We start from the raw sequence: 24626 nt of genomic DNA, 5'->3' as shown, positions 1-24626 counted from the left end.
CGATGCCTGTGGCCGCGGTGATCACCACCGACGAGCGGCAGGTGGCCTGTGCCCGGGAACTGGCCGCCCGGGGATGGGCGGTGCGCTGGTGGGGACAGCCCGTGGAGGGCCTGCCCGGCGGGGCGGGCGCGGAGGCGCTGGCCGGGGCGGCGGTGGTGGTCGGGCCCGTGACGGGCGGTCCTACCGTGGGCCTGATGAACACGGTGGGCGCCGCCTGGCTCGAGCCGGCGCGCTGGCCGCTGGCGCCCGGTGTCCTCTACGTGGGCGGGCGGCCCGGGCCCGCCGCCGAGGCGGCGGTGGCTGCCGCGGGCGGCCGCGTGTACGATATCCTGACCGATGCCGCCTTTGCCGAGGCCAACGCCTGGCCGACGGCCGAGGGGGCCGTCCTGCGCGCCCAGCAGCTGGACCGGCAGGTGGTGGGCGGCCGGACCGCGGTGGTGGTGGGCTACGGGCGCTGCGGGCGGGCCCTGGCCCGGCTGCTGCACGGCTTCGGCTGCCGGGTGACGGTGGTGGCCCGGCGGGAAGAGTCGCGGGCCCGGGCAGCGGCCGGCGGGGCGGCGGCGGTGGCGTTTGACGAGCTGGCCGCTACCCTCCGGGATGCCGAGCTGGTCTTCAACACCGTCCCCGCCCCGGTGCTGGACGCGGCCGCCCTGGAAGCCCTCCCGCCCGGCGCCCTGGTGATCGACATCGCCTCCCATCCCGGCGGCGTGGACTGGGAAGCGGCCCGCCGCCGGCAGATCCGTGCCTACCTGGAGCTGGGCCTGCCGGCCCGGTTCTTCCCCGTGACGGCCGGCCGCATCCTGGCGGAACGGGTCATGGCGGTGGCGTCAGGTCAGCAAACCTGACGCGAACGAGCCCAATTCCACCCGGCCGGGGTGACCTCCTTGCCCGGGACGCCATAGGGTGCCCGTGAGGGGCCCGGACACGGGTCCCAAGCGGAAGAGGCCCGCGGGCGGGGAGGGATCGGGCAGTGCTCGAGGGACGGCGCGTGGGTTTCGCGCTGTGCGCTTCCCATCACAATCTGGACACGGTCCTGGGGTGGGTGGAGCGGTTCGTGGCCGAGGGGGCCGATGTGTACCCCATCGTGTCCCACTCGGTGGCCACGGTAGCCACCCGCCACGGGACGCCGGAGCGGTGGCTGGCCAGGCTGGAAGCCGTCACGGGCCGCTCGCCCTGGCGGGCCATTCCCGAGGTCGAACCCATCGGGCCGGGGCGCCTGCTGGACGTGCTGGTGATCGCACCCTGCACGGGCACCACCCTGGCCAAGCTGGCCAACGGCTTCAGCGACTCGGCGGTGCTGATGGCGGCCAAGGCCCAGTTGCGCAACCAGCGGCCCGTGGTCCTGGCCATCTCGACCAACGACGGCCTGGGGCTCAACGCCCGGAACCTGGCCACGCTGCTCAACACCAGGAACGTCTACTTCGTTCCCTTTGGCCAGGATAATCCCGGCGAGAAACCGAACTCTCTGACGGCACGCTTCGACCTGTTGCCCCAGACGGTGGCCGCGGCGCTGGAGGGGCGCCAGCTCCAGCCCTTGCTGGTGACGCCTTGGTAGGCGCCGGCGGAAGGTGCCGCGGGGCGAAACCCGGGGACCCGGCGCACCGGCGGGGCGTGGGGGACCATGACGGAGGAGGGTGGAGCAGGATATGGGCTTTCGGGTTGCTGTGGTGGGGGCCACGGGGCTGGTCGGCCAGCAGGTGCTGCGGGTACTGGAGGAGCGCCGCTTCCCGGTGGAGGAGCTGCGGCCCCTGGCCACCTCCCGCTCGGCCGGGCGCACGGTGGAGTTCGGCGGCACCACCTGGGAGGTGGGCGAGGCCACGGCCGGCGCGCTGGCCGGTGTCGATTTCGCCTTCTTTGCGGCCAGCGGCGACGTCAGCAAGGAGCTGGCACCCGTGGCGGCCCGGGCGGGCGCCGTGGTGATCGACAAGTCCAACACCTTCCGCATGGATCCGGAGGTTCCCCTGGTGGTGCCTGAGGTCAACGGTCACGCCCTGGCCCGCCACCGCAACCTGATCGCCAGCCCCAACTGCTCCACCATCCAGCTGGTGGTGGCGCTCAAGCCCATCCTCGACCGCTTTGGCCTGGAACAGGTGGTGGTGTCGACCTACCAGGCCGTCTCGGGCACGGGCGCCGCCGCCCTGGACGAGCTGGAGGCGGAGGTCCGGGCCGGCGTGGAGGGCCGCGTCCACGGGCCCCAGGTCTATCCCCAGCCCATCGCCTTCAACGTCCTGCCCCATTGCGACCGTTTCGAGGCGGAAGGCTACACCCTGGAGGAATGGAAGCTGGTGCGCGAGACCCGCAAGATCCTGGAGCAGCCCGGCCTGGCGGTGACGGCCACCGCCGTGCGGGTGCCGGTGCGGGTGGGGCACAGCGAGGCCGTATGGCTGAGAACCCGGGAGGAGGCCACCGTGGACGACCTGCGGTCGGCTCTCCAGGCGGCGCCCGGGGTGGTGGTGGTGGACGATCCCGGCGCCGGCGCCTATCCCACGCCCCTGCAGGTGGCAGGCCGCGACGAGGTGTACGTCGGCCGGCTGCGCCACGATCCCGCCGTGCCCCGCGCCTTCTGGCTCTGGATCGTGGCCGACAACCTGCGCAAAGGCGCCGCCACCAATGCCGTGCAGATCGCCGAGGCCCTGGTCGCCGCCGGGGCCCCCTCGAGGCACTAGGGGCCGGTGGGGTAAGGAGCCGGCACCGCCCCCAGGGCGCGGCGGCCGGCACCCTGCCACGGTTCACCATTCCACGGTCAAAGGAACGGGACCACCGTGCGCACCATCGTCCAGAAATTCGGCGGCACGTCCCTACGCGGCCCGCAGGAACGGGCGGCGGCCGCGCGCCATGTGGTCGCCGCCGTCCAGGACGGCCTCAAGCCGGTGGTGGTGGTGTCCGCCATGGGCCGGCGGGGCGATCCCTACGCCACCGACACCCTGCTGGAGCTGGCCCGGGGCGTGCACCCGCGGCTGGCCGAGCGGGAACAGGACCTGCTGATGGTTTGCGGCGAGATCATTTCGGCCGTGGTCTTCGTCCAGGAACTGCGGGCCCGGGGCATCCAGTCCGTGGCCCTGACGGGCGGCCAGGCGGGCATCGTCACCGACGGCCAGTTCGGCGATGCCCGCATCCTGCGGGTCGACCCGGCCCCCCTGCGCCGCCTGCTGGAGCGCGGCCTGGTCCCGGTGGTCGCCGGGTTTCAGGGCGTGACCGAGGACGGTCGCGAGTTCACCACCCTGGGCCGGGGCGGCAGCGACACGACCGCCGCGGCCCTGGGCGTGGCCCTGCGGGCCGAGGTGGTGGAGATCTACACCGACGTGGACGGGATCAAGACGGCCGATCCGCGCCTGGTCCCCGAGGCCCGCACCCTGAGCACGGCGACCTACGACGAGATCGTGCAGATGGCCCACGAAGGGGCGCGGGTGGTGCATCCCCGGGCGGTGGAGCTGGCCATGCGGGGCAACGTGCCCCTGCGCATCCGCAGCACCTTCAGCGACGACCCGGGCACGCTGATCACGCGGCACTGGGAGGTCGACCAGGTCTGGCCCGACCTGCGCCAGGTCCGGGCGGTGACGGGCATCACCCACATCCCCGGGCTGACCCAGATCACCCTGCACACCACCGCCGAGGACGACCAGGCGCTCAACGTGCGGCTCTTCCGCAGCCTAGCGGACCGGGGGATCAGCGTCGACATGATCAACGTCTCGCCCCGGCGCAAGTCCTTCGTTGTGCGGGACGAACGGGCCGGGGAGGCCCGGGCCGCCTTGGAGGAACTGGGGCTGGAACCGGAGCTGCGCCCGGGGTGTGCCAAGGTGACGGTGGTGGGCGCCGGGATGCACGGGGTCCCCGGGGTCATGGCCCGGGTGGTGGAAGCCCTCAAGGCCGCCGGGGTGTCCATCCTGCTGACCGTCGACTCCCACATGACCATCTCCTGCCTGGTGGACGGCGATGACCTGGGCCGGGCCGTGCGCGCCCTGCACGAGCACTTCGGCCTGGGATCGGTCGAGCCGCTTTTGGACGGGCCCGAACGGGCGCCGCGGGAGCAGGCGCCGGCGGCGTCCCGGGGCGGGCGGGACCGGGCCCCCGGTACCGCGGCGGGCGAAGGCGGAGCGTAGGTCGTTCCAGATCGTCATTCAGGGAAGGGAGGGACCGCGGGTGGCCGATTACGGCTCGGTGATCACCGCCATGGTCACGCCCTTCGACAGCGAGGGGCGGCTCGACGTCGCCCGGGCGGGCGCCCTGGCCCGCCGCCTGGTGGACGCCGGCTCGGACGGCATCGTGGTGGCGGGCACCACCGGCGAATCGCCCACGTTGACCGAAGACGAGCGGGCGGCCTTGCTGGCGGCGGTGCTGGATGCCGTGGGCGACCGGGTCTTCGTCTGGATGGGGACCGGCACCAACGACACCGCCACCAGCATCCGCTTGACACGGGCGGCGGAGCATCAGGGCGCCCACGGGGTCATGCTGGTGGCGCCGTATTACAACAAGCCGCCCCAGGCAGGCATGCTGGCCCACTTCCGGGCGGTGGCCGAGGCGACGTCCCTGCCGGTGATGATCTACAACGTGCCGGGGCGCACCGCTTCCAACCTGGAGCCGGCGACCCTGGCCCGGCTGGTGGAACAGGCGCCCAACGTGGTGGCGGTGAAGGAGGCCAGCGGCAACCTGGACCAGGTGGGTGAGGTACGCCGCCTGCTGCCGCGCCCCTTCCGGGTGTATTCGGGCGACGACAGCCTGCTGCTGCCCATCCTGGCGGTGGGCGGGGATGGGGTGGTCAGCGTGGCCTCCCACCTGGTCGCGCGGGAGCTGAGGCAGCTGGTCGATGCTTTCCGGGCCGGCCGGGTCGACCAGGCCGCCGCCATCCACCTGCGGCTGCTGCCCCTGTTCAAGGGCCTGTTCTGGACGGCCAACCCGATCCCGGTGAAGACGGCCCTTCGCTGGATGGGCTTCGATGCCGGAGGGTTCCGGCCGCCGCTGGTGGAGATGCCGGAAGAGTTGGCGGGTCGCCTGCGCCGGCTGCTGGTGGAGCTGGAGCTCTTGCCTGCCTGAACGGTCGAACCGGCGCCGCCGCCGCGGCACCGCCCGGGCGGTGGCCCGGTCCGGACCCGGGCGGACCCCGCGCCGCCGGCCGCCGGACGAGCGCGGCGCCCGCCCCGGTACCCTGGCGCCCCTTGCCGGGGCCGGGTATAATAGCGGCAGCGGATTCGGGTTCGGGATGCCACCGCGCCGTGGCGCGGGGCATTTCTTTGTGTATCGCTGGATCGCGAAGTACCCCCGCTGCCCGTCCTGCGGGCCGCCGCGCAGGGCGGGGCGGGGCCTGGCGCAGGAGGTGGACGAGCATCGCGGCACAAGGTAAGGGATCCGCGGTCACGATGGTGCCGCTGGGCGGGCTGGGCGAGATCGGCAAGAACATGATGGTGCTCGAGACCGAGCAGGACCTGATCGTCATCGACGCGGGTCTGGCCTTCCCCGGCGACGACATGCCCGGCGTCGACGTCGTGATCCCGGACTACACCTATCTCATCGAACGCCGGCAGAAGCTTCGCGGTATCTTCCTCACCCACGGGCACGAGGACCACATCGGCGGGATCCCCTACCTGCTGAAGGAGATCCAGGCGCCCATCTACGCCACGCGCCTCACCCTGGGCCTGGTGGAGCGCAAGCTGGAGGAGGACAAGCGGGCCCTGCCCCCCCGGTCGCGGGCCATCCGGCCGGGCGAGAGGGTGAAGGCCGGCGCCTTCACCGTCGAGCCCTTCCTGGTGAACCATAGTATCCCCGACTCCGTGGGCTTTGCCATCCGCACGCCGGTGGGCCTTTTCATCCATACGGGGGACTTCAAGTTCGACCAGACGCCCATCGACGGGCGGGTAGCCGATTACCAGCGGCTGGCGGCCTACGGGGCCGAAGGCGTTCACGTGCTCATGATGGACAGCACCAACGCCGAGCGCCCCGGGGTCACGGGTTCGGAGCGGCAGGTGGGCGAAGCCCTGGCGAACGTCTTCCGGCAGGCGCGGGGGCGCATTCTCATCGCCAGCTTCGCCAGCCACCTGCACCGCTTGCAGCAGGTCTTCGACCTGGCGGCCCAGTTCAAGCGGCGCCTGGCCGTGATCGGGCGCAGCATGGAGAACGCCGTGGAGGTGGCGATGAAGCTGGGGTACCTGCGGGACACCGGCGGCGTCCTGACCCCGGCGGAGAAGATCGGCGAGCTGGCGCCCGAGCGGGTGGTGGTGCTGATGACGGGCAGCCAGGGCGAGCCCCTGTCCGCCCTGGCGCGCGCCGCCACCGGCGAGTTGCGCAAGCTCGAGCTGATCCCGGGCGACACGGTGGTCATCGCGGCCAACCCCATCCCCGGCAACGAGAAACTGGTGCAGCGCACCGTCGACAACCTGTTCCGGCGCGGCTGCCAGGTGGTATACGGTCCCCACGCCGGGGTGCACGTGTCCGGTCACGGGTCCCGGGAGGAGCTGCGGCTGATGCTCAACCTGACCCGGCCGCGGTTCTTCATCCCCGTCCACGGCGAGTACCGGCACCTGCTGCACAACGCGGAGCTGGCGCGCTCGGTGGGGATCCCGGACAACCACATCCTGATCGGCGAGAACGGCAGCGTCTTCGAGGTCACGGCCAGCACCGCCCGGGTGCGGGGCAAGGTGGCGGCGGGCGCCGTCATGGTCGACGGCCTGGGCGTGGGCGACGTGGGAAACGTGGTGCTGCGCGACCGGCGCCAGCTGGCCCAGGACGGCGTGCTGATCGTGGCCATGGTGCTCAGCCGGGAACAGCGCAAGGTGGTGTCGGGTCCGGACCTCATCACCCGCGGCTTCGTCTACATGCGCGAATCGGAAGACCTCTTGTCGGAGGCGCGGGAGCGGGCCGTCAAGGCCCTCAACGGCATCGACGAGCAGGACATCACCGAATGGTCCACCATCAAGGCCGCGGTGCGCGACGCCCTGGGGAAGTTCCTTTATGAGCGCACGGGCCGGCGGCCGGTGATCCTGCCCATCGTGCTGGAGGTGTAAGGGCCGTCCCGCCGCGGGCGGCACCAGCGGCAGCCGGCCCCAGCGGCAGCCGGCGGCGTGCGACGTTGCCGGGTCTTCCGCCGGGCCGGGCGGCCGGAAGGAACTCGACGGGTGAGACAAGGGTCCCACAGGCGGCGGGGTCGACCCGCCGCCTGTGCCTTTGCCGGGGGCTTGTGGACCAGCGCGGCGGCCATACTACACGCCGAGGAGGGATACCCTTGCCTGGACCGGAGCAGCGCTTCCGGGCGACCCAGCCGGGGCCGCCCACCACGGTGCCGTATACCCCCGTGCCGGGGCCCGCCCCTACCCCCGGCCGGGGCCCGGGAGGCGACGGAGGGACCGGCCCCGCCCAGCCGCCCATGGACGAGGCGGCGGCCAACATCAAGGAAATGGGCACGGACCGGGTACCCCAGTCGCCGCCGGACATCCACGTGCTGACCATCGTCGGGCAGGTGGAGGGGCACCTGCAGCTGCCCGCCCAGAACAAGACCACCAAGTATGAGCACATCATCCCCCAGCTGGTGGCCGTGGAGCAGAATCCCGCCATCAAGGGGCTGCTGGTGATCCTCAACACCGTGGGCGGCGACGTGGAGGCGGGGCTCGCCCTGGCGGAGCTGATCCGGTCGCTGTCCAAGCCCAAGGTCTCCATCGTGCTGGGCGGCGGCCACTCCATCGGCGTGCCCATCGCCGTGGCGGCGGACGTCAGCTTCATCGCGCCGACGGCCACCATGACCATCCACCCCATCCGGCTGACGGGCCTGGTCATCGGCGTCCCCCAGAGCTACGAGTACCTGGACAAGATGCAGGAGCGCATCATCCGCTTCGTGGTGGAGAACTCCCGCATCAGCCGCGACCGTTTCCGCGAGCTCATGTTCCGTACGGGCGAGCTGGCCCGGGACATCGGGACGGTGCTGGTGGGCGAGGACGCCGTCCGGGAGGGCCTCATCGACGAGGTGGGGGGCCTGGCCCAGGCCGTTCAGCGGCTCAACCAGCTGATCGCGCAGAGGAGCGCCGGCCGCGCCGGCGAGCCGGCAGCGGCGGGTGGAGTCCCGGCGGCGGGGGCCGGCGGTACGGCCGACGGGATCGGGCCGGGCGGTCCGGGCCCCGCGGGGCCGGGCGCCTGGCCGGCTCCGCCGGCACCGGCCCCGGCGCCCGCCTGGGGTGGGGGAGCCCCGGCGGCGTGGGGCACGGGAACCCAGCCGGCGGGGAGCCCGGGGTGGAGCCCGCCCGGTGTGCCAAGCGGGCGGCCCCAGGGTACGCCCTGGGGCCCGGCGGCCCCAGCGGCCGGGCGCCGGCACGGGCGGTAGCGTCCTCCGCCAGGCGGGGGGAGCGGCCGGCAAAGCCCGGGCTGGCCGCTGCCGAGCCCGGAGGGCGGCCGCCGCCGTGGCGGAAGCATACGGGCCCGCGCCACCGCTCGGGTCGGACGCGGGCCCGGGCCCCGGCAACAACGCCCTCACGGGTTAGGCTGAATCCCCCGGCCACCGTTCATTCCGGCGGCGGTGCGCCCGAAAGGAGGATGGCCGTTGCTGCTCTACACCGTCGTTCCCCTCCACCAGGTGCTGGAGGGGTGGGATGCTCCCCGGCCGGAGCCGGTGGAGCTCCAGATCAACGGCCGCACGGTGCTGGTCGAACCCGACTCGCCCTACGGCGGCCGGATCGTCCGGCTCCTGTCCTGCGACCCCAACGACTTCCTGGATCCCGCGTACCAGCCCGGACGCCGCGTCTTGTGGTGGGGGCCCCGCTGACGGCGGGGCCCCTGGCTTTTAAAATGGGGGAAGCGCCACCGTGGGGAGGAGTGGACGTGGAGCTTTCCCTTTGGAACGCCGTCCTGCTGGGCGTGGTACAGGGTTTGACCGAGTTCTTGCCGGTCTCCAGCAGTGGCCACCTGGCGGTGGCCGAAGATCTCCTGGGGCTGCAGTTGCCGGGGCTGGCCTTCGAAGTGATGGTGCATCTCGGCACCCTGGCGGCGGTCCTGGTGGTGTACGGGGCGGACCTGCGGGCTGCCCTGGCCGGGTTTGTGCGCACCGGCGGGGGGTTGGCCGGGGGCCGCCGGCCAGGGAGCCTGCAGTGGTGGGAGGGGCTGGATCCCGGCACCCGGCTCGGCTGGCTCGTCATCGCCGGGACGATCCCGGCGGCCGTCGCCGGCCTGGCCTTCGAAGGCTTGATTGAAGCGGCTTTCGAGTCCCCCGTGGTGGTGGCCGCCTTCTGGATCTTCACCGGCGCGCTGCTCTGGTGGGCCGGGCGCAGGCCGCCGGGCGGTCGGCCCCTCGCCCGGGCGACCCTGGCCGACGCGGTGGTGGTCGGCCTGTTCCAGGCGCTGGCGCTGTTTCCCGGCGTCTCGCGCTCCGGCAGCACGCTGGTGGGCGGCCTGCTGCGGGGGCTGGAGCGGGAGGAGGCGGCCCGCCTGTCCTTTCTGCTCTCGGTGCCGGCCATCCTGGGCGCGGCGGTCCTGCAGCTGCCCGACCTGGCGGCCGCCGGCGGCGGCACCGGCTGGGCGCCCCTGCTGGCCGGGGCGGTGGCGGCCGGCGTCACCGGCTACATGGCCATCCGCTGGCTCCTGCGCTGGCTCATCGCCGGCCGGTTGCCATGGTTTGCATATTACCTGTGGACCGTCGCCATTCTTCTCTTGTTCTACAGCGGCTGGCGGGGCTGAGCCGGCGGCGGGGCGGGCTCCGGACGAGGCCGGCGCCCCGAGCGGGCGTAGGAAAAACCCGGCTGCGGCCGAAATGCCTGTCCAGGAGGGGGGAGGCGGATGGCACGGCGCAGGGCGCGGCGCAAGGCGGCATCCGGCGAAGCCGGTCCCCTGCGGGCGGAAGTCGGGGGCATCGTGCTCCTGGTGGCGGCGGCCGCCACGGCCCTGGCCCTAGGGGGCGGCCCGGCGGCCGGCGGCGTGGTGGGAAGCCAGCTGGCGGCAGGCCTGCGCTGGTTCCTGGGCCGGGCGGCCTGGGTCCTGCCGCCCCTGATGGCCTGGCGGGCCCTGGCGGCCCTGCTGGCCGCGCCGGCGCTGCGGGCCCGCTCCCGGCAAGCGGGCCTGCTGCTGGCCGTGGTGCTGGTGGCGGTCGCCGTGGCCGAACCCTGCGCGGACCTCTGGTCCAGCCGCTGCTACCGCTCCGGCGGCGGCCTGGTGGGTACCGCCGCCGGCTGGCTCCTGGCCCGGGCCTTCGGCGCCACCGGCGCCCTGGTGGCGTGGGCGGCCCTGGCGGTGCTGGCCTTCCGGCTGATCAGCGGCGTGCCCCTGGCCACCTGGGCCGCCCTGGCCGGCCGGGGCCTGGCGGCGGTGGCCCTGCAGGTGCGGGAATGGGCCGCGGGCGCCTTCTTCAGCCCCGACGGGGATGAACCCGGGCAGGCGGCGGCCGTGGCGCCCGGGGCGGCTGCCGGGCGGATGGCGGCGGCCGCCCGGGACCCCGAGACGGGCACCGCCGGCCCGCGCCCGGTGGACGACCTGGCCGGGGCGGCGGCTTCCGCCCCGGGGGCGGGCCGGTCGCGCTCCGCAGCGGCCGCAAACGGCCCTGCTGCCGCCCCGCCCGGCGACGGCATCCGGGGCGGGCGGGCTCCCTGGTGGCACCTGCGGCGCTGGTGGGCCGGGGGGCGCGCCAGGCCATCACAAGGCGATGGGCGGGTCGCCTCCTTGCCTCCGGCCACCGGGCCGCAGGGCGCCGTCGCCGAGGAGCCCGCCGTGCTGCTGCCGGGACTGGAACGGCTTGTCGAGCGGGCTTTCCAGGACGGAGCCGGCGTGCTGGAGGAGGCCTCCGGCGCCGGCACCGTGCCGGAGGGTGCCGGCGGGGCGGGAGCCGGGCACGACGGCGGCGCTTCCGGCCCGTCGCCCCGTTGGGGACCCGGCGAAGGGCGGCTTGCGCAGGCCGGCGGCCGGGACGAGGCGGGCGAAACCGGCCCCGGCGGCGGCTCCGGCGGGGGAGGCGGCCCGCACCAGCCGGGTGCGGGCAAGGCACCGGCGGGCGGGGAGACCGGTTCCTCCGCTGCACCGGACCCGGCGGGTGGTCCCTCGACCGCACCGGATCCGGCGGTGCCCCAGTCCTTCCGCCTGCCCCCCCTGGAGCTTTTGAGCCGGGGCCGGCAGGGGGCCACCGCCCGCAGGCAGCGGGAAATCCTGGAGAAGGCGGCCACCTTGCAGGAGACCCTGGCCAGTTTCGGCGTGCAGGCACGGATCGTCGACGTGGCGGTGGGGCCGGCGGTCACCCGCTTCGAGGTGGAACCGGCCCGGGGCGTCAAGGTCAGCAAGATTCAGGCCCTGGCCAGCGACATCGCCCTGAGCCTGGCGGCGCCGGACGTGCGGATCGAGGCGCCCATTCCGGGCAAGGCGGCGGTGGGGATCGAGGTGCCTAACCGGGAGATCGTGGCGGTCCAGCTGCGCGACGTGCTGGAGACCCCCGAGTTCGCCCGGTCGCGGTCGAAGCTCACCGTAGCCCTGGGCCAGGACATCGCGGGGCAACCCGTGGTGACCTCGCTGGACAGGCTGGTGCACGTCCTCATCGCCGGTGCCACGGGCTCGGGCAAGAGCGTGTGCATCAACGCCCTGATCGCCAGCCTGCTCTTCAAGGCGCGGCCGGACGAGGTCAAGCTGCTCCTGATCGACCCCAAGGTGGTCGAGCTGAGCGGGTACAACGGGATCCCCCACCTGATCGCGCCGGTGATCACCGACGCGCGCAAGGCGGCGGGAGCCCTGCAGTGGGCCGTGCGGGAGATGGAGCGCCGGTACGAGCTTTTTGCCCGCACGGGCGTCAGGGACGTGACCCGCTACAACCTGCGCGCCGCCCAGGAAGGGGAAGAGCCGCTGCCCCTGATGGTGGTGGTGATCGACGAGCTGGCGGACCTGATGATGGTGGCCCCCGTGGAGGTGGAGGACGCCATCCAGCGGCTGGCGCAGATGGCGCGGGCCGCGGGGATCCACCTGGTGGTGGCGACCCAGCGGCCGTCGGTGGACGTCATCACCGGCGTCATCAAGGCCAACATCCCGTCGCGCATCGCCTTTGCCGTCTCGTCCCAGACCGACTCCCGGGTCATCCTGGACCTGGCCGGGGCGGAGAAGCTGGTGGGGCGCGGGGACATGCTCTTCATGCCCGTGGGGGCGACCAAGCCCGTCCGGGTGCAGGGCGCCTACATCTCCGAAAAGGACCTGGAGGCCGTTCTGGCCTTCCTGCGGCGCCAGGCCCAGCCGGCCTACGACCAGGAGGTCCTGCGCGCGGAGGTGCAGGCGGGCGACAACCCGGCAACGGAGGAAGACGACGACCTGTTCGTCCAGGCGGTACGGGTGGTTCTGGAAGCGGGCCAGGCCTCGGTCTCCCTGATCCAGCGCCGCCTGCGCGTCGGCTATACCCGGGCCGGGCGCCTCATCGACATGATGGAGGAACGCGGCTACATCGGCCCCCACCAGGGGGCCCGGCCCCGCGACGTGCTGATCACCTGGGAGGAGTTCCGCCGCCGCCACGGCGATGCCGGCCTGCCGCCGGGGATGCCGGCCGGCGGCTAGCCGGCCGGGCCGGTTCGCGGCGCCGGGGAAGGTCTCCTGCGGTGGCGGCCGGCGGGGGTGATGCCGGCCGGGGAGGGATGGCCCGGCGGCATGGGCGCGGCACCCGGCGGCGTTCCCTTCCATTCTTACGAGACAATGCCGGGCGGCACCCGGCTCGGCGGCCCGAGCCTCGCGGCCATACTACGGCCGGAAAGCGAGGTGAGGGTCATGCGGAATCGCGCCTGGGTCTGGGTGCTGGTGGCCGTGCTGGTGGGCGCCGGCATCTGGATGGCGGCCGGCGGCGATCGCAACCCGGTGGCCAAGCCGCGGGCCGACCGGAGCAACGACAACCTGCAGGTGCCCGCCAAGCCGGCGCCGCGGGCCAAGGTGCCGGGCCAGCTCTTCATCCTTGGCTTTTACGACGAGACCGAGGAGGCCCGGGGCGAGGACATCCTGGCCACCCTGCGCCGGCACCGCAACCAGATCGAATACCTGTCGCCCTTCTGGTACAGCGTGCGGGCCGACGGCTCCATCGTCGACCGCAGCGACCGGGACCTGCGGGACTTCGCTGCGCGGGAAAACATCAAGCTGATGCCCCTCTTCAACAACCATGAGGGGACCGACGCCTTCCTGCACGACGCCGGTGCCCGGCGCCGGGCCGTGACCAGCATCGTCCGTCTGGTGCGCCAGCATGCCTACGGCGGCGTCCAGATCGACTTCCAACTGCTGGAGCCTCGCAGCCGCCAGGAGCTGACGACCTTCCTGAGGGAACTTCGCCAGGCCCTGCCCGAAGACAAGGCCATCACCGTGTCCGTCATCCCCCATCGCCACCAGGAGGACAGCACGCAGCACAGTAAGGACGCCTACAGCTACAAGGGCCTGGCCCAATACGCCCGCATCGTCCTGATGGCCTATGACCGCCACGGCGAGCTGACCGGCCCCGGGCCCGTCTCGCCTCTGGACTGGGTGGGAGAGGTGGTGGCCGCCGCCCGGGAGGACGGCGTCCCGGCCGACAAGATCTGGCTGGGGATTCCCGCCTACGGCTACGACTGGGCGGAGAACCGCGACCGGGCCACGCCCGTTCCCCTGCGAGAGGTGCGGACCCTGACCCGGCAAAGGGACATCCAGGTGCAGCGCAACGAAGACGGGATCCCCCACTTCACCTACGTGGACGAGCGGGGAGTCCGCCACACCGTCTGGTACGAGGACGAGGTCTCCGTGGCCCGCAAGGTGCGCCTGGCCCGCCGCCACAACCTGTACGGCGTGGCCATCTGGCGCCTGGGCTACGAGGATGAACCCTACTGGCGCATGCTGCTGCGGGAGACCGGCCGCACCGGCATGGACATGACGCCAGACCGGAACCAGCAGCGGGAAAGCGAGAACAAGGATCCCGACGCGGATCCCGGGGAGATCCAGGAGGGGCATCCGGGCAACGATCCGGACGGCAACGGCGGGACCTAGGCCCCACCGCTCCCCGCACCCGAAGGGAAAGGGCCAGGGGCGGAGCGCCAGGCTCCGCCCCTGTTGCGGCCGCTGCGCGGGAACCGCTTCTCACCATGAGCGCCGGGGTGGCCGGGTCACGCTCCACAGCCAGTAGCCGACGAACAGCACGAACCCCCACGGCAGAATCCAGTTGCTCAAGATCGAAAGCAGGGTGACCATGGCGGGCCTCCCGTCTTCAGGGTTCGCCCCCATTCTAGCCTTGCGGCGGCCCCTGCCGCAACGCACCCGCGGTGGCCGGCAGGAAGGCCGGCTGCAGCGGCGGGAGGCCGCGCAGCACGCGCAGCACGTCTTCGGCCACCGAACGGCCGATGCGCTCCTGGGCCTGGACGGTCAGCCCTGCCACGTGGGGTGTCAACACCACGTTGGGCAGTCCCCGCAGGGGATCACAGGGACCCGGTGGCTCCAGGGCCCTCACGTCCAGGGCCGCCCCGGCCAGATGGCCGCTGCGCAGCAGGTCCGCCAGGGCCGCCTCGTCCACCACGCCGCCCCGGCCGGTGACCACCAGCCGGGCTCCCGGCTTGAGGGACGCCAGCAGGGACCGGTCCAGCAGGCCCCGGGTGCCGGCGCGCAGCGGCAGGAGGACGACCAGGTAATCGGACCAGGCCAGCAGGTCCTCCAGGGGCCGCCAGTGGATGCCCAGCTCTCGCCATTCGGGATCCTCGGGCCCCCGCCGGGGGTGAAAGGTGGCCACGGCCCCCACCAGGGGCCGGAGCAGGGGCACCAGGGCCCGGCCGATCCGGCCAAGGCCCAGGATGCCGACCCGGGTCCCGGCCAGCTCGTCCCCCAGCAGGGACTGGCGGGCCCAGCGGCCCGAGGCTCCCATGGCCGCGGCGGCAGGCAGCCGCCGGGCCAGGGCCAGCATCTGGGCCAGGACGAACTCGGCCACGGCCCGGGCGTTGCCGCCGGGGGCGTAGACCACCGTCACCCCATGGCGCGCCGCCGCCTCGCCGTCAATGTTGTCCAGGCCCGCACCCAGGCGCCCCACCACCCGCAAACGTGGTGCGGCCTCGAGCAGCGCGTCGTCGACCCGGAGCTGGTTGCGGACCACCAGGCCGGTGGCGTGCGGCAGCAGGCGCAGCAGGCGCGCCGGGTCGCGGGCCAGCCCAGGGTCGTAGACCACCCGGCACCCTGCCTGCTGGAGGATCTCCACCGCCGACCCGGGACAGAACTCGGCCACCACCACCGGTCCCGCCAGGGGTTCCGGCACCGGCACGCTGGCCACGGCTCTCACCCCTGGGGAAACCGGACGGAGCGCAGGTCGGGCCGCCCGAGCAGGGCGGCGCGCAGGGTGTCGCCGCGCAGGCCGTGGCGCAAGGCCTCCAGGGCCAGGACGTCCGCAGGCTGCACGTTGCCCAGGTTGACGCCGGGCCCGAAGCGCAGGATCAGGTCCTGTTGCTGGTGGACCTGCGGCGCCTCGAAGACCAGCACGTAGGGGTCGGGCAGCCCGCGCACCAGGGCCTCCAGTTCGTCTTCATCCACCCGGCCCTGCGCGTCGTAGATCACGATGCCCTTGCCCGACTCCCGTGCCTCCACGATGACCTTCTCCACCCCCGCCTCCAGGTCGTCCAGCACCTGCTGGTGCAGGCGCAGGGTGGAGACCCGATCGGCGGGATGCTTCTTGCCGACCTCGCTCACCACCCCCAGGCCCTCCGCCAGCAGGGCGCGGATCAAGTCGCGGCGCACCTTTGGGGCGATGTCCACCGTGCCGTCGGACACCTCCACGTGGGTGAAGCCCATCTCCCGCACGGCCTCGAGAAAGGCTCGGAAGCGTCCCTGCACCAGGGCCACCTCCAGGAACGTGCCGCCCGGGTAGACGGCGATGCCGGCCGCGCGGATCCGCTCCACCTTGGCCTTGAGCACCGCCGGGGGGTAGCAGGCGGGGGTGCCGAAGGCCAGCTTCCAGTAATCGATGCAGTGCCCGGCCACTTCGATGAGGTCCGCCGTGGCGCGGGGCCCCAGCCCCTTGTCGAGGATCATGGTCAAACCGCGCCGGCGGGGCTTGGGAGGGCGTCCCGCCAGGGGCGGCGAGACCACGCCGTTCCAGGGCGCAGGCAAGCTCATGGGTTTTCCTCCTCCGCCGCCCGGGCCGGTGTCCCGGACGGCCACGGCCTTTGCCACGCCCATCCTATGGCGGTGCCGGCCGCGCCGTGACGCCGCCCGGCCGTTAGAACGGGGCCGCCCCGCACACACTACTGCCGGCGGGCCCAGGGGCGGCCGGCCGGTGAACCGATGGACGTCAACCTGGGGGCACTGTTCAGCAACTTGTTCTGGTTCGTCCTGATCCTCTGGTCCCTGCTGCCCCTGCTGCGGCAACGGCGCATTGCCGACCGCCGCCTGCAGGTGATCCGCCAGCTGGAACGGGAGCGGGGCTCGCGGGTCATCACCCTGATCCACCGCCAGGAGTCCCTGAGCCTTCTCGGCATCCCCCTGACCCGGTACATCACCGTCGACGATTCGGAGCAGGTTCTGCGGGCCATCCGCTACACGCCGCCCAACATGCCCATCGACCTCATCGTCCACACGCCGGGCGGCCTGGTGCTGGCGGCCGAGCAGATCGCCGAGGCCATCCGGCGGCATCGGGGCCGGGTGACCGTGATGGTGCCCCACTACGCCATGAGCGGCGGCACCCTGATCGCCCTGGCGGCGGACGCCATCTGGATGGACGAGAACGCCGTGCTGGGTCCCGTGGACCCCCAGCTGGGCGGCTACCCCGCGGCCAGCATCCTGGCCGCCATCCGCCAGAAGGGGCCCGACAAGGTGGACGACAAGACCTTGATGCTGGGCGATCTGGCCGAAAAGGCCATCGCCCAGGTCCGCCAGACCGTCCAGCGGCTGCTTCAGGAGCGCCTGCCGGCCGAGGACGCGCGGCGCATCGCCGAAGCGCTGACGGAAGGCCGCTGGACCCACGACTTTCCCATCGGCTGCGACGAGCTGCGGGCGCTGGGGCTGGAGGTGCGCTGCGAGCTGCCGGACCTGGTCTACCGGTTGATGGAACTCTATCCCCAGCCCGACGGGCGGCGCCCTTCGGTCCAGTTCATCCCGGTGCCCTACGCCGAGCGGCCTACGCGGTAAGGATCGCCGGAGCCCGCAGCAGGGGTCCACCGCGGGAGGCGGCTGCGGGGGGCCGATTCCAGAGAGGGGAGGCGATGGTGTGAACAGCGAAGGACCGGAACACCGCCGCGGGCCGGAGCCGCACTCCGGGAGGGCAGGCCGTGCCGCCGGGCGGGGCAGGCAACCGGCCGCAGGGCCGGGTGCTCCGGCGGGCGAGTCCGGAGCCGGGAAGCCCGGCCGGCCGGCGGTGGCCTTCGACCGCGGCGCGGCGGCCGGTGACGGTGGAGGTCCGGAGGGCCGGGAAGCGCCGGCAGGACACGCCCCCGTCCAGTGGGATGCCCCCGGCAGGCCGGACGGTGGCGACCAGGGGGGCGGCCCCGCAAAAGACGGGCCGTCCGGGGGTGGCGGTGCCGCCGGCCCCGGGGGCACGGGGCGCGGGGGCACGCCACCGGGCGGTGGCGGCGGCGACTGGGGCGGTGGCGGCGGGCGCGGCCGAGGCTGGTGGGCGAGCCTGGGCGGGTGGAACGGGATCTGGGACAAGCTGCGCACGGACCGGCGCTGGCAGGTGGGCGCCGTGGCGGCGGGCCTGTTCCTCCTGATCCTGGCGACCCTGCCGGGGGAGCCCGGACCCCAGGGGCAGCCGCCGCTGCGCAAGCCGGCGGGGGTGGCACGTCCCGAGGTGCTGGGCTTCTTCGAGAACGGGTGGTCCCCCGTCTTCGGCGATTCCTTCCCTTCAGTGAAGAAGCGGCCCGATCTCATCGACAGCATCAGCCCCTTCTGGTACTCCATCCGGTCCGACGGGAGCCTCTGGCCCCAGGAGATCCGCCAGGAGGTCATCGATTTCGCCAGGTCGCAAGACATCTTGCTGATCCCGCTGTTCAACCTGCTGCAGAGCGGGGGCAACGAGGCCGGGTTCCTGGTCGACCCGGCGGCCCGCTCCCGGGCCGTGCAGGCCATCGTGCGCGAGGTCCGGGAGCGGGGCTACGACGGCGTCAACATCGACTTCGAGCTGCTGCCGCCCGACGCGGAGCCTCTGATGTCGGACTTCATCCGGGAGCTGGACGCGGCGCTGCCGGAGGACAAGCGGCTGGACATCGCCGCCTTCCCCAAGGTGGACGTGGATCCCTCGGTGCACGGGGGGCACAACTGGCAGGTGTTTGCCCGCCACGCGGACCAGGTGATCCTCATGGCCTACGACCGCCACTACCTGGGCAGCCAGCCGGGTCCCGTGTCGCCGGCCGGCTGGGTCGAGGCCAACATCAAGGAGATGCTCAACGCCGGGATCGCAGGGAACAAGATCCTGCTCGGCGTGGGGGCCTACGGGTACGACTGGCCGGCCGGGGCCGGGCCCGGCAACGAGGCCAGTTCCACCCCCGTGCCCCTCTGGCAGGTCAAGCAGATCATCGACCGCCACGGCGTGCGGCCGCAGTGGGACCGGGAGAGCCAGAACCCCCACTTCACCTATACCGGCGAGGGGGGCCAGGCGCGCGAGATCTGGTACCTGGACGAGCGGGTGCTGGAGCAGCGTATCGATCTCGTCCGGAAGTACAGTCTGGGCGGCATCGCCATCTGGCGGTTGGGGTACGAGGACGACGCCTTCTGGAACGTGATCGAGCGGGCGTACGGCCCGCGCCGCTAGCGCCGAGGAGAGAAGTGCCGCCAGGAGGGCACCGTCGCTTCCGGCCCTCCAGGCCCTGCCGTACCCGCGCCCTCCGGCGCCGCAGGACCCGGCCTCCCGCCCGGCAGCACCCCAGGACGGCAGGACACCCCCGGCCCTTTCCGAAAGTAGGTATGGAACGGGCACGCCGGCGGGCCTTCGGGCCCGCCCGGCGTGTTGCGATGCCCACGGGGGTGGCGCCGTTGGACTTCGAGCTGTCGGAGCAGCAGCGGCTGGTGCGGGAGATGGTCCGCGACTACGCGGCGCGGCGCATCGCGCCGGGGGCGGCGGAGCGCGACCGGACGGGGACCTTTCCGGCGGAGCAGTTCCGGGAGCTGGGCGAGCTGGGGATCCTGGGCCTGCCCTTTCCCGAAGAGGTGGGCGGCTCCGGCGGTGACACCCTCTCCTTTGCCATCGCCGTCGAGGAGATCGCCCGGGCCTGTGCTTCCACGGCCCTGACGGTGGCGGCCCACGTCTCCCTGGGCTGCACGCCCCTCTACCTGTTCGGCAGCGAGGAGCTGAAGGCCCGCTGGCTGGCGCCGGCGCTGCGCGGCGAGAAGATCGCGGCCTTCGGGCTCACCGAACCGGAGGCCGGCTCCAACACGGCGGCCATCCGCACCCGGGCGCGGCAGGAAGGCGACCGGTGGGTCATCGAGGGCACCAAGATCTTCATCACCAACGGCAGCCATGCCGATTTCGTGGTGGTGGCGGCCGTCACCGACCCCGAGGCCGGGCGCGACGGCATCAGCAACATCCTGGTGCCGCGGGAGGCGCCGGGCTGGCGGGCGGTGCGCCGGTACGAGAAGCTGGGCCTGCACGCGTCCGACACGGCGGAGCTGGTCTTCGACGGTTGCCGCGTTCCCCTGGACCACTTGGTAGGGGAGCGGGGCAAGGGGCACCAGCAGTTCCTGCAAACCCTGGACGGCGGCCGCATCGGCATCGGCGCCCTGTCGGTGGGCATCGCCCAGGCCTGCCTGGACGCCGCCCTGGAGTACGCCCGCCATCGCCGCCAGTTCGGCCGGCCCATCAGCAAGTTCCAGGCCATCCAGTTCAAGCTGGCGGACATGGCGACCCAGCTGGAAGCCGCCCGCTGGCTGGTCTACCGCGCCGCCTGGCTGCGGGACCGGGGCCGGCCCTACCGGCGGGAGGCCGCCATGGCCAAGCTGTTCGCGTCCGAACTGGCGGTGCGGGCCGCCCTGGAGGCCATTCAGATCCACGGCGGTGCCGGCTACACCCGGGACTTTCCCGTGGAACGCTACCTGAGGGATGCGAAGCTGATGGAGATCGGCGAGGGCACATCCGAGATCCAGCGCCTGGTCATCGCCCGGGAGCTGGGCTGCTAGGGCACCGGTAGGGAAGGGGCCCTGGCCGGGGCCTCCTGCCGGCAGGCGCGCCCTGTCCAGGAACTGCCGGGGAAGGGGAGGAACGGGATGGACTGGCCGGCGCAGGTGACCGTGCGGGAGGTGGGGCCCCGGGACGGCCTGCAGGCCGAGGCCCGGATCCTGTCCACGGAGGAAAAGGTCCGGCTGATCGATGCCCTGACGGAGGCCGGCTTCGGCCGCATCGAGGTGACGTCCTTCGTCCACCCGGGGGCCGTCCCCCAGCTGGCCGACGCCGAGGCGGTGCTGGCCCGCATCCGGCGCCGTCCCGGGGTGATCTACAGCGCCCTGGTGCCCAACCGGCGCGGTGCCGAGCGCGCCCTGGCCTGCGGCGTGGACGAGATCAGCCTCTTCGTCTCGGCCAGCGAGACCCACAACCGGCACAACGTCCGCCGTTCCATCGCCGAGTCCCTGGCCGGCTTCGTCCCGGTGGCGGAGCTGGCTGCGGCGGCGGGGGTGCGCCTCTCGGGCTATGTGGTGACAGCCTTTGGCTGCCCCTACGAGGGGGATGTGCCGGAAGAGCAGGTGGAGCGCATCGTGGGGGCGTACCGGGACCTGGGGGTGGCGGCCGTCTATCTGGGGGACACCACGGGGATGGCCAACCCGGCCCAGGTCGACCGCCTTTGCCGCCTGTTGAAGCAGCGCTTCCCCGATCTGGAGCTGGGGCTTCACTTCCACAACACCCGCGGTGCGGCGCTGGCCAATGTGGTGGCCGGGCTGCAGGCCGGCATCACCGTGTATGATGGGGCCGTCGGGGGCCTGGGCGGCTGCCCCTATGCGCCGGGGGCCACGGGCAACGTGGCCACCGAAGACCTGGTGCACATGCTGCACGAGATGGGGATCGCCACGGGGGTCGACCTGGATCGCCTGCTGGCGGCGGCCCGGCTGGCCCAGGAGCTGATGGGCCGGGAGCTGCCGGGATTCGTCCTCAAGGCCGGCAAGCGGAGCGATCTGGTGCGGTCGGTCCAGGCCCGCCAGGCGGCCCGGGAGGCGGAGGGGTAGCAGGGCGGCGCCGGCCGCCGAGGCCTGGCGCGGCGCTCCCCAGGGCTCCTGCGCGCCCTGGAACATCGCCGCGGGCAGAAGGAGGCGAAAGGGTTCCCATGGGGTTGGCTGAATCCCGGCGCGCCCGCCGGGGGCGGCTGTGGAGGGCCGCGGCCGGGGTGGTGATGCTGACGGCGAGCGTGGCGACGGTGCTGGGAGCTGGGACGGGCTTCCCCGTAGCCTGGGCCCAGGCCGGTGCACCTCAAGGCAGCCCGCCTGCGACCGGTGCAGGCGGCGAGGGCGGTCTCGAGATCCAGGCCCGTTCCGCCCTGCTGGTGGACGCGACCACCGGCCAGGAACTTTTTGCCCAGAAGGCGGACGAGCCCATCCCGCCGGCCAGCCTGGCCAAGATCATGACCCTGGATCTGGTGTTCCACGCCCTGGAACAGGGGCAGATCACGCTGGACCAGGAAGTGCCCGTCAGCGAGGCCGCCTGGCGGCTTTCGGTACAGGCCGGCCTGGGCGGGCCGTCGGCCATGTTCCTGGAGGTGGGGGAGCGGGTCCGCATCGAGGACCTGATCCGGGGCGTGGCCATCGCCTCGGGCAACGATGCCAGCACGGTGCTGGCGGAGGCGGTGGCGGGCAGCGAGGAGGCCTTCGTCCAGCGGATGAACCAGCACGCCGCCGAGCTCGGCATGAAGGACTCGGTGTTCAGCAACAGCCACGGCCTGCCGGGGGGCGAGCAGCACGTGACCGCGCGGGACATGGCGCGGCTGGCCCTGCATGTCCTCAAGGAGCATCCCGGCATCCTCAAGTACACCAGCATGAAGTATTTCGAGTGGAAGGACTTCGCTGCCCAGCCCAACTACAACCGGCTGCTCTTCCGCGACCCGCGGGTGGATGGCCTCAAGACCGGCCACCTGTCGGAGGCGGGGTATCACCTGGTGGCGACGGCCCGGGAGGGTGACCGGCGCCTGGTGTCGGTGGTCATGGGGGCGGCCAGCGACGCCTTGCGGGTCGGCGAGAGCCAGCGGCTCCTGGACTACGGGTTCCAGCAGTTCACCAACACCCGGGTGGCCTTTGGCGAGAACGGGCGGCAGGTGGTTCCGGTCTTCAAGGGCGCCCAGCCCCAGGTGACGGTGCAGCCGGCGGAGGACCCGGTGGTGACCGTGCCCAAGACGGCCGCCGGGGAGGTGCGCAGCCGGGTGGAGTTGAAGGAGCCCCTGGTGGCGCCTCTGGAGCGAGGGCAGCGGGTGGGGACCCTGACCATCGAGGATGCAGGGGGCCGGGTGCTGCGCCAGCTGCCCCTGGTGACGGCCGACGCCGTGCCCCGGGGCGGGTTCTTCCGGGTCTTGTGGGACAGCGTGCGCCTGCTCTTCCGCAACCTGTTCGGCTGAGAGCGGCGGTCCGGGCGGGGGCCGGGGCGAAGGGGCGCAGGCGGAAAGCGGAACCAGGGAGACGGTGAAGGCGGAGGGATGGTCGTGACGGTCACCGTGGCCCAGGTGGGCCGGTTCGAGGGCCAGGAGGTGGAACTGGCCGGCTGGGTGTACAACCGCCGGTCCAGCGGGCGTATCGCCTTTCTGTTGCTGCGCGACGGCACGGGCGTCATCCAGTGCGTGATCACCCGCGACAGGGCGGGAGAGCAGGGGCTGGAGACCTTCGCGTCCCTGACCCAGGAGTCGTCCTGCCGCGTGTGGGGCGTGGTGCGGGCTGACCGCCGGGCGCCGGGAGGGTACGAGCTGGACGTCACCCGCCTGGAGCCGGTGCACGTGGCGGAAGACTATCCCATCAAGCTCAAGGAACACGGCGTCGACTTCCTCATGGACCACCGCCACCTGTGGATCCGCACGCCGCGGCAGAATGCCGTCCTGCGGGTGCGGGCGGCGGTGATGCAGGCCGCGGCCGAAGTGCTGGCCGAGGAGGGGTTCGTCCGGGTCGATGCGCCCATCCTGACCCCCTCGGCGCCCGAGGGGACCACCAACCTGTTCGAAACCGACTACTTCGGCGAGAAGGCGTACCTCTCCCAGAGCGGCCAGCTCTACATGGAGGCGGCCTGCATGGCGCTGGGCAAGGTCTACTGCCTGGGCCCCACCTTCCGGGCCGAGCAGTCCAAGACGCGCCGGCACCTGCTGGAGTTCTGGATGCTGGAGCCCGAGGCCGCCTTCTTTACCCACGAAGACAACGTGGCGCTGCAGGAGCGGCTGGTGCGGGGGATCGTGCTGCGCGTGCTGGACCAGTGCGCGCGGGAACTGGAAACCCTGGGCCGTGACCCCGAGACCCTGCGCCGGGAGGTCGAAGCGCCTTTCGTCCGGATCAGCTACGACGACGCCCTGCGCATCCTGGACCGGCAGGGCCTGGGCCTGCCCTGGGGAGAGGACTTCGGCGCTCCCCATGAGACGGCGCTGAGCGAGCACTTCGGGCGGCCCGTATTCGTCGAACGGTTTCCCGCCCAGGTGAAGGCCTTCTACATGGAGCCCGATCCGGAGCGGCCGGAGGTGGCCCTCTGCGCCGACCTGCTGGCTCCGGAAGGCTACGGGGAGATCATCGGCGGCAGCCAGCGCATCAGCGACCTGGACCTGCTGCTGCGCCGCATCGACGAGCACGGCTTGAGCCGCCAGGCTCTGGCCTGGTACATCGACCTGCGCCGCTACGGCTCGGTTCCCCACTCCGGGTTTGGCCTGGGCATCGAGCGGACGGTGGCCTGGATCTGCGGCCTGGAGCACGTCCGGGAGGCCATTCCTTTCCCGCGCCTGCTCAACCGGCTCTATCCTTGACGGGATGGGGCCTTGAGGGGTCCGGGGGTCCGGGTGGCCCATGGGGCGGGGCGGCGGGCCCCGCCGCCGCCCCGCCCCGAGGCCCGCCGCGGCGGTGGAAGCGAGGAAGCGCTGGACGCCCGGGAGCCGGCGGGCCGCGCGTTGGGCGAGGCGGGCTCCATCGCGTCCCCGGCCGAATCCGGCCGGCGGCGGGGGGCGTGCGGGCGCGAGTTGACGGCGTTGCCAGCGTCGGACAGCGGGCGGCAGGGCACGGGGGTGAGGGAGTGACCCTGGAGGAGATCGGGCGGCAGCTGCGGGAGGCCCGGGAGCGCAAGGGGTTGACCCTGCACGATGTGCAGGTGGCCACCAAGATCCGGCGGAAGTACCTGGAGGCGCTGGAACGGGGGGACGATGCGGAGTTGCCCCCGGAGGTGTACACCCGCGGATTCATCCGGGCCTACGCCAGCCTGGTCGACCTGGACGGGATGGAATTGGCCCGGGCCTACAGCCGCTGGAAGCAGGCCCGGGGCACGGCCGGCGGCCAGGAAGGGGAGGCGGGTGGGCCGGCGCCTGCCTGGATGGCCGGAAGCCCGGGTGAAGGGGCCCAAGCCCCGGACCGCCCGGCGGATCCCGCCGAGGAACCCGGCGATCCCTCCGGCCGCATCCAGGAACGGGGCGAGGAAGGGCGGCGGTCCCCCGGGGCAGTGGACACCGGCGGCCGGCGGCGGCCTCCATTGCCTCCCGCCGCGCCCTCCCGGCGGCCTGTTGCCGATCCGCCCGAGGCCTGGGCCCCACCCCCGCTGGTGACGCCCGGGCCCCGGCGGAAGGCGGCGGCCGGGG

Annotated in this window: 19 protein-coding genes and 1 pseudogene; 18 read left to right on the top strand and 2 right to left on the bottom strand. The window is 73.0% G+C overall.

Annotation, left to right across the window (positions count from 1 at the left end; translation table 11 throughout):
- Window positions 1-2: 2 nt before the first annotated feature.
- From THESUDRAFT_RS11270 to THESUDRAFT_RS11220, 11 genes and pseudogenes are all read left to right on the top strand, one after another.
- Window positions 3-845 (top strand): NAD(P)-dependent oxidoreductase, encoded by an 843-nt coding sequence (locus THESUDRAFT_RS11270; protein WP_006904920.1) that lies wholly within the window; start codon window positions 3-5, stop codon window positions 843-845.
- Between the two features lie 125 nt (window positions 846-970).
- Window positions 971-1555: a dipicolinate synthase subunit B gene (locus THESUDRAFT_RS11265; RefSeq protein WP_006904919.1), complete on the top strand. Its 585-nt coding sequence runs from the start codon at window positions 971-973 to the stop codon at window positions 1553-1555.
- A 91-nt stretch (window positions 1556-1646) separates the two neighbouring features.
- Window positions 1647-2666 carry an aspartate-semialdehyde dehydrogenase gene (locus tag THESUDRAFT_RS11260; protein WP_006904918.1) on the top strand — a complete coding sequence of 340 codons (1020 nt, stop codon included), beginning with the start codon at window positions 1647-1649 and terminating at the stop codon, window positions 2664-2666.
- Window positions 2667-2762: 96 nt separating this feature from the next.
- Window positions 2763-4100, top strand: a complete 1338-nt coding sequence (gene dapG, locus THESUDRAFT_RS11255; RefSeq protein ID WP_006904917.1) for an aspartate kinase — start codon at window positions 2763-2765, stop codon at window positions 4098-4100.
- Between the two features lie 40 nt (window positions 4101-4140).
- Window positions 4141-5031 (top strand): 4-hydroxy-tetrahydrodipicolinate synthase, encoded by an 891-nt coding sequence (dapA, locus tag THESUDRAFT_RS11250; RefSeq protein ID WP_006904916.1) that lies wholly within the window; start codon window positions 4141-4143, stop codon window positions 5029-5031.
- Between the two features lie 323 nt (window positions 5032-5354).
- The gene (locus THESUDRAFT_RS11245; RefSeq protein ID WP_006904915.1) at window positions 5355-6995 is read left to right on the top strand and encodes a ribonuclease J; all 1641 of its coding nucleotides are present in this window, start codon (window positions 5355-5357) and stop codon (window positions 6993-6995) included.
- A 359-nt stretch (window positions 6996-7354) separates the two neighbouring features.
- A pseudogene (locus THESUDRAFT_RS14760) lies at window positions 7355-8002 on the top strand (ClpP family protease); the annotation flags it as partial.
- Window positions 8003-8518: 516 nt separating this feature from the next.
- Window positions 8519-8740 carry a YlzJ-like family protein gene (locus THESUDRAFT_RS11235; protein WP_006904913.1) on the top strand — a complete coding sequence of 74 codons (222 nt, stop codon included), beginning with the start codon at window positions 8519-8521 and terminating at the stop codon, window positions 8738-8740.
- A gap of 56 nt (window positions 8741-8796) precedes the next feature.
- Entirely contained in the window at window positions 8797-9648 is an 852-nt protein-coding gene (locus THESUDRAFT_RS11230) for an undecaprenyl-diphosphate phosphatase (protein ID WP_006904912.1), read from the top strand.
- Between the two features lie 99 nt (window positions 9649-9747).
- A complete protein-coding gene (locus THESUDRAFT_RS11225; protein WP_006904911.1) occupies window positions 9748-12483 on the top strand; it encodes a DNA translocase FtsK in 2736 nt (911 codons plus the stop codon).
- A gap of 207 nt (window positions 12484-12690) precedes the next feature.
- Window positions 12691-13923, top strand: coding sequence for a glycosyl hydrolase family 18 protein (locus tag THESUDRAFT_RS11220; protein WP_040827803.1), 1233 nt, complete (start codon window positions 12691-12693; stop codon window positions 13921-13923).
- Window positions 13924-14158: 235 nt separating this feature from the next.
- Here the strand turns inward: THESUDRAFT_RS11220 and THESUDRAFT_RS11215 are convergent, their stop codons facing one another.
- Window positions 14159-15187 (bottom strand): hydroxyacid dehydrogenase, encoded by a 1029-nt coding sequence (locus THESUDRAFT_RS11215; protein ID WP_051009339.1) that lies wholly within the window; start codon window positions 15185-15187, stop codon window positions 14159-14161.
- Window positions 15188-15192: 5 nt separating this feature from the next.
- A complete protein-coding gene (gene comA / locus THESUDRAFT_RS11210) occupies window positions 15193-16026 on the bottom strand; it encodes a phosphosulfolactate synthase (protein ID WP_006904908.1) in 834 nt (277 codons plus the stop codon).
- A gap of 168 nt (window positions 16027-16194) precedes the next feature.
- On the opposite strand from comA, the gene THESUDRAFT_RS11205 reads away from it, so the two are divergent.
- The 7 genes from THESUDRAFT_RS11205 to THESUDRAFT_RS13765 form a co-directional block, all read left to right on the top strand.
- On the top strand, window positions 16195-17037 hold the full coding sequence (locus THESUDRAFT_RS11205; protein ID WP_006904907.1) for an SDH family Clp fold serine proteinase: 843 nt from the start codon (window positions 16195-16197) through the stop codon (window positions 17035-17037).
- 79 nt (window positions 17038-17116) lie between these two features.
- On the top strand, window positions 17117-18655 hold the full coding sequence (locus tag THESUDRAFT_RS15150; RefSeq protein WP_006904906.1) for a glycosyl hydrolase family 18 protein: 1539 nt from the start codon (window positions 17117-17119) through the stop codon (window positions 18653-18655).
- Window positions 18656-18876: 221 nt separating this feature from the next.
- Window positions 18877-20016, top strand: coding sequence for an acyl-CoA dehydrogenase (locus tag THESUDRAFT_RS11195; RefSeq protein ID WP_006904905.1), 1140 nt, complete (start codon window positions 18877-18879; stop codon window positions 20014-20016).
- Between the two features lie 87 nt (window positions 20017-20103).
- On the top strand, window positions 20104-21054 hold the full coding sequence (locus THESUDRAFT_RS11190) for a hydroxymethylglutaryl-CoA lyase (RefSeq protein ID WP_006904904.1): 951 nt from the start codon (window positions 20104-20106) through the stop codon (window positions 21052-21054).
- 98 nt (window positions 21055-21152) lie between these two features.
- Window positions 21153-22430 carry a D-alanyl-D-alanine carboxypeptidase family protein gene (locus THESUDRAFT_RS11185; protein ID WP_083855440.1) on the top strand — a complete coding sequence of 426 codons (1278 nt, stop codon included), beginning with the start codon at window positions 21153-21155 and terminating at the stop codon, window positions 22428-22430.
- A 78-nt stretch (window positions 22431-22508) separates the two neighbouring features.
- Window positions 22509-23807: an asparagine--tRNA ligase gene (asnS, locus tag THESUDRAFT_RS11180; RefSeq protein WP_040827664.1), complete on the top strand. Its 1299-nt coding sequence runs from the start codon at window positions 22509-22511 to the stop codon at window positions 23805-23807.
- A 197-nt stretch (window positions 23808-24004) separates the two neighbouring features.
- Window positions 24005-24626 (top strand): helix-turn-helix domain-containing protein (locus THESUDRAFT_RS13765; protein WP_169328747.1); only part of this gene is annotated, 622 nt, incomplete at its 3' end.

Origin of the sequence: Thermaerobacter subterraneus DSM 13965 (genome assembly GCF_000183545.2) — a bacterium.
GTDB lineage: Bacteria > Bacillota > Sulfobacillia > Thermaerobacterales > Thermaerobacteraceae > Thermaerobacter > Thermaerobacter subterraneus.
This window is presented reverse-complemented; position numbering and strand designations above follow the sequence as displayed.